Annotated in this window: 13 protein-coding genes; 11 read left to right on the top strand and 2 right to left on the bottom strand. The window is 61.7% G+C overall.

What is annotated here, in order from left to right; genetic code table 11:
* Nucleotides 1–42 precede the first annotated feature (42 nt).
* The 11 genes from OJ965_RS09490 to OJ965_RS09540 all read left to right on the top strand — a co-directional run bounded on the left by OJ965_RS09490 (nucleotide 43) and on the right by OJ965_RS09540 (nucleotide 13,998).
* Nucleotides 43–1,374 carry an NAD(P)/FAD-dependent oxidoreductase gene (locus OJ965_RS09490; protein ID WP_265138987.1) on the top strand — a complete coding sequence of 444 codons (1,332 nt, stop codon included), beginning with the start codon at nucleotides 43–45 and terminating at the stop codon, nucleotides 1,372–1,374.
* A gap of 10 nt (nucleotides 1,375–1,384) precedes the next feature.
* Nucleotides 1,385–2,227, top strand: a complete 843-nt coding sequence (locus tag OJ965_RS09495; RefSeq protein WP_265138989.1) for a GNAT family N-acetyltransferase — start codon at nucleotides 1,385–1,387, stop codon at nucleotides 2,225–2,227.
* Nucleotides 2,227–3,153, top strand: coding sequence for a 2-hydroxyacid dehydrogenase (locus OJ965_RS09500; RefSeq protein WP_265138991.1), 927 nt, complete (start codon nucleotides 2,227–2,229; stop codon nucleotides 3,151–3,153). The genes OJ965_RS09495 and OJ965_RS09500 overlap by 1 nt, the downstream gene beginning before the upstream one ends.
* A gap of 1 nt (nucleotide 3,154) precedes the next feature.
* Entirely contained in the window at nucleotides 3,155–4,288 is a 1,134-nt protein-coding gene (locus OJ965_RS09505) for a M20 aminoacylase family protein (RefSeq protein WP_009089419.1), read from the top strand.
* 113 nt (nucleotides 4,289–4,401) lie between these two features.
* Nucleotides 4,402–5,718, top strand: coding sequence for a 4-aminobutyrate--2-oxoglutarate transaminase (gene gabT, locus OJ965_RS09510; protein ID WP_009089421.1), 1,317 nt, complete (start codon nucleotides 4,402–4,404; stop codon nucleotides 5,716–5,718).
* A gap of 208 nt (nucleotides 5,719–5,926) precedes the next feature.
* Complete coding sequence (locus OJ965_RS09515) at nucleotides 5,927–6,439, top strand: Lrp/AsnC family transcriptional regulator (RefSeq protein ID WP_009089422.1); 513 nt, start codon at nucleotides 5,927–5,929, stop codon at nucleotides 6,437–6,439.
* Between the two features lie 293 nt (nucleotides 6,440–6,732).
* The gene (locus OJ965_RS09520) at nucleotides 6,733–7,179 is read left to right on the top strand and encodes a GNAT family N-acetyltransferase (protein ID WP_009089424.1); all 447 of its coding nucleotides are present in this window, start codon (nucleotides 6,733–6,735) and stop codon (nucleotides 7,177–7,179) included.
* 18 nt (nucleotides 7,180–7,197) lie between these two features.
* Nucleotides 7,198–9,243, top strand: a complete 2,046-nt coding sequence (locus tag OJ965_RS09525) for a hydantoinase/oxoprolinase family protein (protein WP_265138994.1) — start codon at nucleotides 7,198–7,200, stop codon at nucleotides 9,241–9,243.
* Nucleotide 9,244: 1 nt separating this feature from the next.
* Entirely contained in the window at nucleotides 9,245–11,203 is a 1,959-nt protein-coding gene (locus OJ965_RS09530) for a hydantoinase B/oxoprolinase family protein (protein WP_265138996.1), read from the top strand.
* Between the two features lie 62 nt (nucleotides 11,204–11,265).
* A complete protein-coding gene (locus tag OJ965_RS09535) occupies nucleotides 11,266–13,053 on the top strand; it encodes a thiamine pyrophosphate-requiring protein (RefSeq protein WP_009089428.1) in 1,788 nt (595 codons plus the stop codon).
* A 96-nt stretch (nucleotides 13,054–13,149) separates the two neighbouring features.
* The gene (locus tag OJ965_RS09540) at nucleotides 13,150–13,998 is read left to right on the top strand and encodes an oxidoreductase (protein ID WP_009089430.1); all 849 of its coding nucleotides are present in this window, start codon (nucleotides 13,150–13,152) and stop codon (nucleotides 13,996–13,998) included.
* 81 nt (nucleotides 13,999–14,079) lie between these two features.
* Here the strand turns inward: OJ965_RS09540 and OJ965_RS09545 are convergent, their stop codons facing one another.
* Nucleotides 14,080–14,301, bottom strand: coding sequence for a hypothetical protein (locus tag OJ965_RS09545; RefSeq protein WP_009089432.1), 222 nt, complete (start codon nucleotides 14,299–14,301; stop codon nucleotides 14,080–14,082).
* Nucleotides 14,285–14,854, bottom strand: coding sequence for a hypothetical protein (locus OJ965_RS09550; protein WP_265138998.1), 570 nt, complete (start codon nucleotides 14,852–14,854; stop codon nucleotides 14,285–14,287). Before OJ965_RS09550 ends, OJ965_RS09545 begins: the two co-directional genes overlap by 17 nt.
* Between the last annotated feature and the right edge of the window lie 148 nt (nucleotides 14,855–15,002).

Below are 15,002 nucleotides of genomic sequence, written 5' to 3' on the forward strand. Positions count from 1 at the left end.
CATGGCGTGCTCCTTTTCATTTACAACAGAGGTCGTTTTGTTATGCCTGCACCGATTCGTTATGTACAGGACAGTACGGACTTTCCCGACGCCGCCGATGTGGTGGTGATTGGCGCCGGTATTGCCGGGGCCGCCGCCACCTGGGAACTGGCGAAGCAGGGCGTTAAGGTTGTGCTGATCGAAAAGGGCCTGGTGGGGGCCGAGCAGTCGAGCCGCAACTGGGGCTGGTGTCGTCAGCAGAACCGCGATGAGCGGGAGCTGCCGCTGATCATCTATGCCCTGCAACGCTGGGGGGAGCTGAACGCGGAAACCGGCGAAGAGCTGGGATTCCGTCGCAGCGGGCTGGTTTACGCCACGCGGGAAGAGTCAGACATCGCCGCCTGGGATGCGTGGATCCAGATGGCTAAGGGGTATGGCGTCAACAGCTCGATTCTTACCGCTGAGCAGGCAAAAGCGATGACGCCCGGCAGTACCACCGCCTGGCGGGGCGGCCTCTCTGCGCCAACGGACGGCCATGCGGAACCCCGCCTGGCGGCGCCGGGCCTGGTGGCGGGCGCGATGAAAAAAGGTGCGCTGCTGTTTCAGCAGTGTGCGGTGCGCGGGCTGGATATCGCCGCGGGTCAGGTCAGCGGCGTCTGGACCGAACGCGGGCTGATCAAAACCAGCCGGGTGATCTGTGCCGCCGGGGCCTGGACATCCATGTTCTGCCGTCGTCACGGCATCGATCTGCCGCTGGGCAATGTCATCGGCACGGCTTTCCGCACGCAGCCGATAGAGCAGGCGATTGCGATGCCGCTCTATACGCCGGGCTTCGCCTGCCGCCCGCAGATGGACGGCAGCTATACCGTCTCGGTATCGGGGCGCGGACGGCTGGAGCCGGGTGCGCAGGGGCTGCGTTATGCGCGCCAGTTCTATCCGACATTTAAAAGCCGCCGCAAGAATCTCACCCTCAACCTTGGCCTGTCGCCCTTTTTCAACGGCCCCGAAGCGATGGGGCGCTGGGCCTTTGATCGCCCGTCGCCGTTTGAGCGGGTGCGCATTCTCGATCCGGCGGCAGACAGCCGAATCGTGGAAGAGGGGCTGGCCGCGATGCGCCGCGAATATCCGGCGCTGGCGAATCTCAGGCTGGCCCAGGCGTGGGGCGGCATGATCGACAGCACGCCGGACGCCATTCCGGTGATCTCCACCGTGGCGAAACTGCCGGGGCTGGTGCTCTCGGCGGGCTACAGCGCGCACGGTTTTGGCATCGGGCCGGGTGCCGGACGCCTGGCGGCCGATCTGGTAACCGGGGCCACCCCGATTGTCGACCCTGCCCCTTATCGCTACAGCCGTCTGGTTGACGGCAGCGGATTAGACACCCCAGGCATGATGTAAGGAGAACGCAATGAGCCTGACACTACGCGCAATGACGCCAGATGATATTGAACAGTGCTACCGCATGACGCAGGCACTGAAGTGGCCCCACCGACGCGAAGACTGGCAGCTGGCGCTGCAGCTGGGCGAAGGCACGGTGATTGAAGAGCAGGGCAGAGTGATTGGCAGCGCCGTGCTCTGGCGCTGGGGCGAACACGCTGCCACGCTGGGACTGGTGATTGTGGATAATCAGCAGCAGGGGCGGGGCCTCGGCAAACAGCTGATGCTGGCGCAGCTGGAAAAAGTCCCCGGCGGCAACGTGCGGCTGCACGCCACCGAAATGGGCAAAGGGCTGTATGAAAAGCTCGGCTTTGTCAGCTGCGGTGAGATCCGCCAGCACCAGACCCGTGCACTGGCGTCACTGCCCGACGTGGTGATCCCGGCCGGGCTGCATCTGCGACCGGCGACCCCGGCGGATCACGCCGCACTGGTGAAGCTGGATCAGCAGGCGCACGGCATGCATCGTCCGGCGCTGTTCGACCATCTGCTGCGCGACTGTGAGACCCTGCTGTTACAGGACGATCAGCAGCAGATTCAGGGGTTCGCCAGCCTGCGCCGCTTTGGGCACGGCTGGGCGATTGGGCCGGTGATCGCCGCGGAGTTGCCGGTGGCACAGGCGCTGGTGGCAACCCTGATGCAGCCACTGCAGGGCCAGTTTCTGCGCATTGATACCGACGCCAGCCTGCCGCTGGCCAGCTGGCTCAACACCCTCGGGCTGGATCAGGTGGATGCGCCGACCACGATGGTCCGGGGCACCCCCTGGACGCCACAGGGGATGCAGGCCTTTGGCTTAATGACCCAGGCGATGGCCTGATGCATATCGTCTATAAATCGGAACCGGAACGGGGACGGATCTGGCAGCGCTGGCTGGCGGAGCATGCCCCCGACATTCAGCTGCATATCTGGCCGGAGACCGGCGATCCGGCAGAGGTTGAGGCGCTGGTGGCCTGGCAGCCCCCCGCCGATATTCCGGCGCTGTTTCCCCGGCTGAAACTGCTGTTTTCTGTCGGCGCCGGCGCCGATCAGTTTGACTTCAGCGCGCTGCCGCCCGATCTGCCGGTCATACGAATGATTGAGCCAGGTCTGACGCAGGGCATGGTGGAATATGTCACCTTCGCGGTGCTCGGGCTGCATCGTGACATGCCACGCTATCTTCATCAGCAACGCCAGCAGCAGTGGCAGCCGCATCAGGTGAAGCCTGCGGCTCAGCGGCGGGTGGGCGTGATGGGGCTGGGCGAACTCGGTCAGGCTGCGCTGCAGCAGCTGGTCGCACTGGGTTTTGACTGCGCTGGCTGGAGCCGCACGCCGCGCCACGTGCCCGGCGTGCGCTGCTGGCACGGTGCCGGAGATCTGGCGGACTTTCTGGCGCACAGCGAGATTCTGGTCTGTCTGCTGCCGCTGACTGACACCACCCAGGGTCTGCTTAATCACACCCTGTTTACGCAGATGCCGCAGGGTGCGGCACTGGTGCAGGCCGGGCGCGGTCAGCAGCTTAATCATGACGCTTTGCTGCAGGCGCTGGCGAGCGGCCAGCTCCGCGCCGCCGTGATTGATGTCACCGACCCGGAGCCGTTACCGCCGGGCCACCCCTTCTGGCACCATCCCGCCGTGTGGCTGACGCCGCACATTGCCAGCCAGACACAGAATGAGAGCGCCATTGCGGCGCTGCTGGAGAACCTGCGCCGTTATCAGCATGGTGAGCCGCTGCACGGTGTGGTCGACCGCTCACGAGGATATTGAGATGGAACATTTAGTGGCACTGCGCCGCGAACTGCATGCGCACCCGGAACTCGGTTTTCAGGAACACCGCACCAGCGACAGGGTGGCGAACTTTCTGCAACAGCTGGGAATTGAGGTGCATCGTGGTATCGGTCAGACCGGCGTGGTCGGCATCCTGAAAAAGGGTAACAGCGAGCGGATGATTGGCCTGCGCGCCGATATGGATGCCCTGCCGATGCAGGATCAGAGCGGCACCGCCTGGCAGAGCAGCGTGACACAGGTCAGTCACGCCTGCGGCCACGACGGTCACACCGTGATGCTGCTGGGTGCGGCAGAAAAACTGGCGCGCGACGTCAGTTTTGACGGCACCGTCTGCTTCATTTTCCAGCCCGCCGAAGAGGGGCTGGCGGGCGCGAAGGCGATGATCGACGACGGGCTGTTCAGCCGCTTTCCCTGTGAGGCGGTCTACGCCATTCACAACTGGCCGGAACTGCCGCTGGGTCAGGTGCAGACCCGGCCCGGCCCGATCATGGCGGCGGCAGACCGCTTCGATATCCGGGTGCTTGGCGGGGGAGGCCATGCCGCTCAGCCCCACCTGACCCGCGATACCCTGCTGGCGACCAGCGAGCTGGTGGTTCAGCTGAATACCCTGGTCTCACGCGCGCTCGACCCCTGTGAAACGGCGCTGCTCACTGTGACCCGGATGGAGGGTGGCTTTTCCCACAACATGATCCCGGCGGAGGCGAACATTACCGGTACGGTGCGCACCTTCAGCCCGACGGCACAGGCGACGATTGAAGCGCGGCTGCGTCAGATGGCGGAACATGTCACCGCCGCGCACGGCCTGCATGCTGAGGTGCGCTATCTGCGCTACTACCCGGCAACCCTGAACAGCCCGGATGAGGCGCAGTTCTGCCTGCAGGCGCTGAAACAGGCGGGCATCGCCGCTGAGACCGCGCCGCAGCCCGCGCTCACCTCAGAAGATTTCGCCTTTATGCTGCAGGCGCGGCCCGGTGCCTATCTCTGGCTGGGGTCTGCGCCCTGCAGGCCGTTACATCACGCCGCCTACGACTTTAACGATGCGCTGATCCCGCATGGCGTTAACGTGTTTGTCACCCTGATTCGTCAGGCGCTGGCAGAGAAATTTCCCTGCTGAAAGCAGCGGGATTTTGACAGGAAATGCCGCTGCCTGCGGAATTACGGCAGCGTCGGAAACCAACAGGTTGCGATACTTGAGCCAACCGAACGTTACGTGGATGAGGGTTTAAAATGCAGAATGTCATGGCAGAGCAGCAAGCATACTCCGATAACAACCTGTTACTGGATGCACGTGAGCAGAACGTGCCGCGTGGCGTCGTCACCGCGCATCCGCTGGTGATCGAGCGCGCCAGAGGCAGTGAAGTATGGGACGTGGAGGGCAATCGCTATCTCGACTTTGTCGGCGGCATCGGCGTGCTCAATGTCGGTCACAACCACCCGGCGGTGGTCAACGCCGTGACCCGCCAGCTCGGTCTGGTCTCGCACGCCTGTTTTCAGGTGGTGGCTTATCCGGGCTATATCGCGTTAGCGGAGCGGCTGAACCGGCTGGTAGGCGGAGACGAAGCCTACAAGAGCGTCTTTTTCACCAGCGGCGCCGAAGCGGTAGAAAACGCGGTGAAGATTGCCCGCGCCCACACGCAGCGCCCCGGCATCATCGCCTTTGACGGTGCATTTCATGGCCGCACGCTGCTGGGTGTCACCCTGACCGGCATGTCCGCCCCTTATAAACAGAACTTTGGTCCGTTCCCTGGCGAGATTTACCGGCTGCCTTTCCCCAATCCGCTGCATGGCATTACGGAGGCGGATTGCCTCAAGGCGCTGGAGCAGCTGTTCGCAGTGCAGATCCTGCCTGAGCGGGTGGCAGCGATCATTATCGAGCCGGTGCAGGGCGACGGGGGCTTCTTGCCTGCAGGCCCGGCCTTTATGCAGGCGCTGCGCCGCATTACCAGCCAGCACGGCATTCTGCTGATTTGTGATGAAGTGCAGTCCGGCTTCGGGCGAACCGGCACCATGTTCGCGTTCCAGCAGCTGGGCATTAAACCGGATTTGATCACGCTGGCGAAAAGCCTGGGCGGCGGCCTGCCGATTTCCGGTGTGGTGGGACGGGCGGAGATCATGGACGCGCCAGCGCCGGGCGGACTGGGCGGCACCTACGGCGGCAATGCACTGGGGTGTGCGGCGGCGCTGGCGGTGCTGGATCTGTTTGAGCAGGAGAACCTGCTACAGCGTTCCTGCCAGCTCGGTGAACAGCTCAATGCCCGGCTGCGGCAGCTGGCGGATAAATATGCCTGCATCGGTGATGTGCGCGGCGTGGGCTTTATGCAGGCGGTGGAAATCCTCGATTTCGAAACCGGTCGCCCGGATGCGGCCCTGACGCAGAAGATCCTCGACAGCGCCTGTCAGGAAGGACTGCTGCTGATCAAGTGTGGTCTGCACCGTAATACGATCCGTTTTCTGGCCCCGCTGGTGACGACCGACTCCCAGCTGGAAGAGGCGCTGCATATCTTCGATATTGCGCTGGCGCGTGCCACAGGCCGTCTGGGTTAAACTGCGATTCCTCATTGATTTTATTGAAGTAATTTAAAAACCTCCTGCTGGTATAACCACTGCGAAGCGCTGGCGCATTTACCGTAAAGCGTGATATATCTTCCGGAGGTTCTGAACATTTGCTTAAGCGCCTGGCCCGTCAGGCCAGGTTATTGCCAGCCTGCAATACTGACGCCTGATGGGCCAGGCTCTGACAATGAGGGGTGCTATGAACGGCTTAATGAAACTCGACCGCATCGACATCAACATTCTGGTGCAACTCCAGAAAGATGGCCGTATCAGCAACGTTAACCTCGCCGACGCAGTAGGCCTTTCCCCCAGCCCCTGTCTGCAACGGGTCAAACGTCTGGAACAGGCTGGTTTTATTACCGGTTATGAAGCCCACATCAATCTCACCCGCATTACCGATTCTGTGACGGTCTTTACCGAAGTCACGCTGTCGGGCCATCGTCGCGAAGATTTTATGAAGTTTGAAACGGCGATGCGCAGTGTCGATGAGCTGATGGAGTGCCATCTGATCACCGGCGGCTACGACTATCTGCTGCGCTTTATTACCCGCAGCATTGAACATTACCAGGAAGTGATTGAGAAGATGCTGGATGCGCAGATCGGCATCGACAAATATTTCAGTTATATCGTGATCAAATCGCCCATCATGAAAAGCAGCGTGCCGTTGCGTTCACTTATCGACAAGCAGAATTCTGTCGAACTCGGGGCGTAGTGACCAGAGCCGGGGGCCGATCCTCTGCGCTTTTTACGGCAGAGGGTCACTATCTCCATTCACCGCACCCGGCGCAGACCGCGCTCCGGGAGATGTGCAGACCTGCACGCTTTACCCTGATTTTTCCCTTACCCGCCCGTTCACTCTGCATCATGCATCGGCCTGACTCCCCTCAGCATAAAATTTCTTCCCGGCGCAAAATTCAGTCGCTGCATCCGGTTTCAGGGCGCGCTTCAGCCTCACCCGATCAGCGAACCCCCTTAGACTGTTTTTAACCGTTATCAGGAGTTGTTATGAGCTCATTACTGATTGCTGACCAGCAGTGGCAGCGCGATGCGTTCACCGTCTCCACCGACCGTCAGCGGCTCGACCTGGCGTGGATACACCACCAGCTGGCGGAGAAGTCCTACTGGGCACAGGGCCAGCCGCGCGAGAAAACCCTGCGGGCGATCGCCGGTTCGCTGCCGTTTGGCCTCTATCACCAGCAGGCGCAGATTGGCTTCGCCCGTCTTATCACCGATTACACCCGCTTTGGCTGGCTGTGCGACGTCATCATTGACGAAAACTGGCGTGGACACGGACTGGGCAGCTGGCTGGCGACCTGCGTCCGTGATCATCCGGAGCTGCAAACGGTGCATCGCTGGATGCTGTCGACCCAGGATGCGCATCAGGTCTACCAGCGTCTCGGCTGGCGTGTGGTGCAACACCCCGGGACGCTGATGGAATTTCCCCCTCCCTGACTCAGGAGTTAACCCGAGATGCGATACCGCGTTGGCGTGGATATTGGCGGATCCTTTACCGATTTTGCCGTGCTCGATCAGCAAACGAACCAGATTCATACCCTGAAAGTCCTGTCGCGCCCGGATCAGCCCGGCAGTGAAATCACCACCGGGCTGGCGCAGTTTCAGCAGCGTCAGGGGATCGACCCCGCGGAGATTGGCTACTTTACCCACGGCACCACGGTCGGCATCAACGCGGTGATCCAGCGGCGTGGCGTGCGGCTGGCGCTGTTCGCCACCGAGGGCTTCTGCGATGTGCTGGAGCTGGCCCGGCTGAAAATTCCCCATATCCATGACCTCTTTTCGCGGCGTCCTGCACCGCTGATCTCGCGCGACCGGGTTTTTGCCATCCGTGAACGCATGGACGCGCAGGGCAGGGTACTCCAGCCGGTGGACCGCCAGAGCGTACTCGACGCTATCGCGCACGCGCGCGCTGCGGGCTGCCAGGGCATCGTGGTCTCCCTGCTCCACAGCTATCGCAACCGGCACAATGAAGCGGCCGTGAAAGCGATTATCAATGCGGAGGCACCCGAGCTGCTGACCTCCTGTTCTGCCGACATCTGGCCCATTATCCGCGAATATGAACGCACCATTACCGCGACCATCAACGCCTACGTGCAGCCGATGGTGATCCACTACCTTGAATCCTTTGAGCAGGCGCTACAGCGGCTCGGCGTGCAGCCGCCGCCGCGCATCACCAAATCGAACGGTGGCGTCATGGGCGTCGACCAGGCGAAACGTGAATGTGTGCAGATGGTTCTCTCCGGCACCGCATCCGGGGTCATCGGGGCCAGCTATCTCGCCAGCGCCTGTGGGTTCGGCAAAATTCTCAGCCTCGATATCGGCGGCACCAGTGCTGACGTGGCGGTGATCATCGACGGCAACGTGGCGCAGGGCAACGGTGAAATCATCGGGGACTTCCCGATTTACATTCCCTCCGTTGCCGTTACCTCGGTAGGCCAGGGCGGCGGCTCGCTGGCGTGGATTGACGGGCAGGGCGTGCTGCAGATGGGCCCGGACAGTGCCGGCTCGCTGCCTGGCCCGGTCTGCTTCGGGCGCGGCGGCACGCAGCCGACCGCCACCGACGCCTTTGCCGCCTGCGGCATGATGGGGCACGGCGCGCTGGGCTACAACGCTGTCGCCGTCGATGTCGCGGCCGCCTGTGCCGCCTGGCAGCCGCTGGCCGATGCCCTCGGTCTGACGGTTCAGGAGACCGCGCAAAACGCCATTGAGCTGGCCATCTCCGGTATGTACAGCGACACCAGCGGCCTGCTGTCACGGTTCGGCCTCGATCCGCGGGAATTCTGGTTCCTCGCCTTTGGCGGTGCCGGGCCGATGATGGGCTGTTTCCTGGCCCGTGAACTCAACCTGAAAGGGGTGATTGTGCCACCGACGCCCGGGGTGCTGTCGGCGCTGGGCGGGCTGGTGGCTGACATCCGTAATGACTTTATCCGCACCCTCTACAGCGATCTGACTCCCGCCCTGGCCGACACCCTGGCCACGGAAGCGCAGGCATTGCAGCAGCGCGCCTGCGACTGGCTGGCTGAGGAGCACGGCAGCGCGATGCCTTACAGCCTGCAGTTCAGCGCCGATATGCGCTATCAGGGACAGTCGTTTGAGATCGACGTGGCGCTGGAGCCAGGCTGGCTGACGCAGGCCGATTTTACGGCGCTGCATGACGCTTTCGATCGCCAGCATCAGCAGTTGTTTGGTCACTGTGATCCGCAGGCCCCGGTGCAGCTGATTAACCTGCGGCTGGTGATCACCTCACCGACGCCGAAACCGGTTATTGCCCCGCTGGCCCCGGCGACGGAACCGGTGCCGGTGCTGAAGCAGACGGAAGCGTGGATTGACGGGGCCTGGCATCAGGTTGATCTGGTGCTGCGATCCGGGCTGCGCGCCGGCCATCAGCTCAGCGGCCCGGCCATCATTGCTCAGGATGACTGCACCACCTGTGTGCCGCCCGGCATGGGCGTCACGGTCGACACTTTTGGCAACCTGCTGATTACGGCGAACGAGGCATAACATGGCGATTGACGGACGTAACTTACAGATCCTGGCGAACTACTGCGCTGCCGCCGCCGATGCGATGGCCTTTACGCTGATGCGCACTGCGCACTCCACCTTCGTTAAGGAGACGGAAGATTTCTCCTGCCAGATCGTCAGCCGCAGCGGGCTGGCGTTTGCCTCACCCCGCAGTTTTGGTGCGCCCTGGTACAGCGGCATCGACTATGCGCCGGTGCTGGCGCTGATAGAGGAGTACGCCGAGGGGGACATCTGCATTACCAACGACGCCTACGCCGGAAACGTCGCGACCCACTCCCCCGACATCCACATCTGGAAACCGGTGTTCCACCAGGGCGAGATTGTCTGTTTCGTGGTGGGACATATTCACAACACCGATGTCGGCGGGGCCGTGCCCGCCTCGCTGTCGCGTTCGCTGACCGACATTGTGCAGGAGGGGATTCGCATCCCGCCGCTGAAGATCATGCGACAGGGTCAGCTCAACGAAGAGGTCGCCAGCATCATGCGGCTCAACGTGCGGGTGCCGGACCAGAACTGGGGTGACTTCAAGGCGCAGCTGGCCTCGGTCAACGTGGGCGAGCGGAAAATTCACGACATTATTGCCCGCTTTGGCATCGACGATTTCCTGCAGGGCATTGAAGGCATTCTGGATTACGCCGAGGCGCAGGCGCGCACCATCATCGCGACCATTCCCGACGGTGAATACTTTTATGCCGACTACGCCGATGAGGATGGCGAGGGTGGCTATCCCTGCCGCATCGCCGTCACGCTGCGGGTGCAGGGCGATCGGCTGGAGCTGGATTACACCGGCAGCGACCCGCAGCTGGCCTCGTCGCTGAACATGCCCACGGGCGGACGGGAGCGACATCCGCTGGCGCTGGTTGGCGTCACCTATGTGCTCTCCACGCTGGATCGCTCCCTGTTGCTTAACGCGGGCACGCTGCGGCCTACGCGCGCCATTCTGCCGCCGGGCACGGTCATGAACTGCGAGGCGCCCGCTGCGGTAGGCATGCGCTCGCTGACCTGTGCGCTGTCGCAGATTGCCACCGTCGGCGTCTTCTCACTGGCGATGCCCGAACGTCTGCCCGCCAACTCGCCCGGCGGCAACTCGATCATGAATATCCGCACCCAGACGCACAACCGCAGCGTGGTGGCTTCGCTGGGCCCGGTGGGCGGCGGTGCAGGCGGCACCCCGCGTCACGATGGCCCTGACGGCTCCGGCGGTCTTTCCGCCTTCCTGAAAAACACCCCGATTGAGATTAACGAGGCGGAAGTCCCCATCCGTTTTCACCGCTACGGCCTGGCGCAGGACAGCGCCGGGGCGGGTCTCTATCGCGGCGGCCTGGCGACAGAGATGGCGTTCGAGATCTTCTCGCCCAACACCACGATTACCGCGCGCAACCGCAACCGCTCGGTCTTCGCCTCGGCGGGCGTGGTGGGCGGACAGAGCGGGGCGCTCTCCCACTTCCAGACCCGGCGCAACGGCGAGGTCATCCGGCACGGCAACACCGATGTGATCCACTGCCAGCCGGGGGACGTGGTCGAAGTCCGCGGGCCGGGTGCCGGGGGCTACGGGCTGCCGTCACAGCGCGATGCGGAGGCGGTCCTGCAGGATGTGCGCTGCGGTTACCTCAGCCTCGACGCCGCCAGGGCGCAGTATGGCGTGGTGGTGGTGAATAACCGCGTGGATCGGGTCGCGACTGAGCAACTGCGTGCTGCCATGCCGCAACGGGTCACGCACCATTTTGAGCATGGCGAGGCGCGTCAGCGCTTTGAAAAACGCTGGACACCGCAGCGCTATCAGTCACTGACCACCTTTCTTGCCGCCGCGCCGGTCAGCTGGCGTCACTTCCTGAAAACCCAGGTTTTTCGGGCGGTCGCAGAGGCAGGCGAAACGGCGGACATGGCACAGATATTCAGTGATTTGCGTCAGCGCTACCCGGCTATGGCGAACAATTAACGGCGATGGCGCATCGTCGACTACGCTTTAAGTCTGCATGGACTACAAGGGGAACCGCGACGATGAGCATGAAAACCAGTGATTTTTTTGTCCAGCGCCTGAAAGAGTGGGGTGTGAGCCGCATTTACGGCTATCCGGGGGACGGGATTAATGGCGTGCTGGGGGCCATTCAGCGCGCGAACGCCAAAGGGGACGGCATCGAATTTATTCAGGTGCGGCACGAAGAGATGGCCGCTTTTATGGCGGCCGGTCACGCGAAGTTCACCGGTGAGCTGGGCGTCTGCCTCTCAACCGGCGGGCCGGGTGCGACCCATCTGCTGACCGGGCTCTATGACGCAAAAATGGATCATGCGCCGGTTCTGGCGATTGCCGGACAGGCGGAAGCGACCGCGCGCGGGGCCAGTTATCAGCAGGAGATGAACCTGGACCGCATCTTCTCGGATGTGGCGAACTTCGTTCAGGAAGCCGCCACCCCGGCGCAGGTGCGTCACCTGCTTGATCGTGGCGTGCGGATTGCCAAAGCGCAGAATGGCGTGGCGGTGGTGATCCTGCCGAAAGATATTCAGGATGAAGCCTGGCAGCCGCCGCAGCATCTGCACGGCTTCACCCACTCCGGCAGTGGCTATCAGCGGCCGAAAGTGATCCCCTATGAGGAGGATCTGCAACGCGCCGCTGAGGTGCTCAACGCCGGTAAAAAAGTGGCGATTCTGATCGGGGCAGGCGCACGCAATGCCGCTGTCGAGGTGGTGCAGGTCGCCAATGTGCTGGGGGCCGGTGTGGCAAAAGCGCTGCTGGGCAAAGATGTGCTGCCGGACGATGCGCCCTTTGTGACCGGCTCGATTGGCCTGCTCGGCACCAAACCCTCATCCGATTTAATGCAGAACTGCGACACCCTGCTGATGATCGGCAGCGGCTTCCCCTGGACCGAATTTCTGCCGGAGGAGGGCAAGGCGCGAGCGGTGCAGATCGATATCGATCCCGCCATGCTCGGCCTGCGCTACCCCAGCGAAGTGAATCTGCACGGCGATGCGGCAGAAACCCTGCGCGCGCTGTTGCCGCTGCTGGAGCACAAAGAGGATCGCAGCTGGCAGGAAGGGATTGCGGTTCAGGTGCGTGACTGGTGGACGCTGATGGAGGAGCGCGCGATGGCACCGGCGAACCCGGTCAATCCGCAGCGGGTGGTGTGGGAGATGTCCCCGCAGCTGCCGGACAACGCCATTGTTACCTCTGACTCCGGTTCCTGTGCCAACTGGTTTGCCCGCGACTATCGCGTCAAACAGGGGCAGCGGGCCTCGCTCTCCGGCGGGCTGGCCTGCATGGGCGCAGCGGTGCCTTACGCCATTGCAGCGAAATTTGCGCACCCGGATAAACCGGTAGTGGCGCTGGTGGGTGACGGCGCCATGCAGATGAACAACATGGCTGAACTGATCACCATCCAGAAATACTGGCAACAGTGGGCCGATCCGCGCCTGATCGTCTGCGTGTTTAACAACGAAGATCTCAATCAGGTGACCTGGGAGCAGCGCGTGATGGAGGGCAACCCCCGCTTTGACGCCTCGCAGCAGGTGCCGGACGTGAAGTACGCGGAATTTGCCCGCTCGCTGGGCATGGTCGGGATTTTTGTGGATAACCCTGACGACCTCGTGGGGGCCTGGCAGCAGGCGCTCAGCGCCGATCGCCCGGTGCTGCTGGAGGTGAAAACCGATCCGGAAGTGGCGCCGCTACCGCCGCATATCACCTTTAAACAGGCAAAAGCCTTTATGGCCTCCATGGCGAAGGGCGATCGCGGCGCAGCGCAGATCATCAGCGACACCGCCAGCCAGCTGTTCCATAAAAGCACGAAGGGCTAAGCCAGGCGATGGCGCCTCGCTAGCCTTATCTGTCTCTCCCCGGATACGTTCGTATCCGGGTCTTATCGCTTCATCAAACGCAACAGGAGTCCTAGTATGGCGGCTCAATCAGGCCCAGTCTGGTTTATATCGGGATGCTCGACCGGTTTTGGTCGGGAACTGGCGCAGCAGACTATCGCGCGGGGTTTTAACGTGGTGGTGACGGCCCGGAACCTGTCGGCCGTGGCCGATCTGGTGGAAGGTCATGATAATGCGCTGGCGGTCGCGCTGGATGTCACGCAGCAGGCGAGTATCGATCAGGCGGTGCAGGCGGCCATCGGTGCGTTCGGAACGATTGACGTGCTGGTGAACAACGCCGGTTACGGCTATCAGAGTTCGATTGAAGAGGGGGTGGAGAGCGAAATCCGCGCCCAGTTTGACGCTAACGTCTTCGGTCTGTTTGCCCTGACGCGCGCCGTGCTGCCCGCGATGCGCCAGGCGCGCAGGGGTCACGTTATCAACATTACCTCGGTGGCCGGATTGATCGGCTTTGCCAGCTCAGGCTATTACGCCGCCAGCAAACATGCGGTGGAGGGCTGGTCCGATGCGCTGGCCCAGGAGGCCGGGCCGCTGGGCATTCATGTCACCTGCGTCGAGCCAGGCCCGTTCCGCACCGACTGGGCCGGACGCTCGCTGCATCAGACGCCAAGCACGCTGCCGGACTATGCAGAGACCGCCGCCGCGCGAATGAAAGCCACCGCCGACTACAGCGGCACGCAGAAGGGCGATCCGGCGCGCGCCGCCGCAGCGATGATCGCAATTACTGAACATGATCATCCGCCCCGGCATCTGGTGATGGGAGCCTGGGGCCATGACGCCGTGACCAGCAAACTCAAAGAGCGGCTGGCGGAAATTGAGGCGTGGAAACAGACATCGGTGGAGACCGATTTTCCGGAATCGCAGTGAGTTGCAGGTGGCATGAAGCCGCCGCGGTTAAACCAGAAGCGATTTAAAAACAGGAAAGGCCCGTATATGGGCCTTTAAGCGCTAATCGGGGATGTTAGCTTCCTGCCTTTCGCGCGCGTTCAGTTCTTTTAGCTTACGGCGCAACAGGGCAGATGAGGAACGTTTTCTCGCCTGAGCTAACTGGGCCTTAATGGCGGGTAGATCGGGCCTGTCCAGCCATTCAGCAATCAAAAGTGCCCTTAACTCCCTGTTCTCGGCATCAGCCGCATCTGTGATGCCATTGTGTTTATCGTAAAACGACATAGCAAGCTCTCCCTGTAGTCACTGTTTTATAAACCTGAAAATAGTCCGGGATTAAAGGTTGCGGCGCTTTCTTCGGCAACCCGGTCCGGCGATTGTAGCGCAGTTCATTTTTTAACCCAAGCAAAGCGTCGTAGATCTCCTCAAGGGGTGTCGGACGATTGCGGTCAACGATCTCTCCTGATGCAGCCTGGAAAACAAAACCGCCCACAAAAAAGCTTTCATGGTGTGCCATTAATGCCAGGAATACGCGTTTGATAACGACAGCACTGCCTAATTCTGAAAAGCTGATATGGCGGAAATCACCCAGGCATTCCATACCATCAAAGACGTCAAAACAAACTTCAGCCAGTCCGTTAACCGGAAAGGAGATCCCTGGTGGCATCCGGTATCCAATGCGGGTAAAGGTCGGTTCATCCATCAACTTACCCACGATGACGGTGTAATTATTATTGCCAACAACAAACGCATAACTGTGATGAATACGCCGATCATAAATGAATCTTTTTCGCCTGATTTCGTAGTTTTCGAGATAAATATCTTCTTCAATGCGCACTTCTCATCCCTGTCGTAACTTATAAATCCCTGAAACCCGATTTTCAGTTCCTGCGCAGCACCGTCAAACATCCATGGTAAAAATAAGGTTATTCATTCCAGCATTTCAGCCGCCGTTGCGGATTAACAACACCGTTTTGTAAGCCAGC

The organism is Pantoea anthophila, from assembly GCF_026104315.1.
Lineage (GTDB): Bacteria > Pseudomonadota > Gammaproteobacteria > Enterobacterales > Enterobacteriaceae > Pantoea > Pantoea anthophila.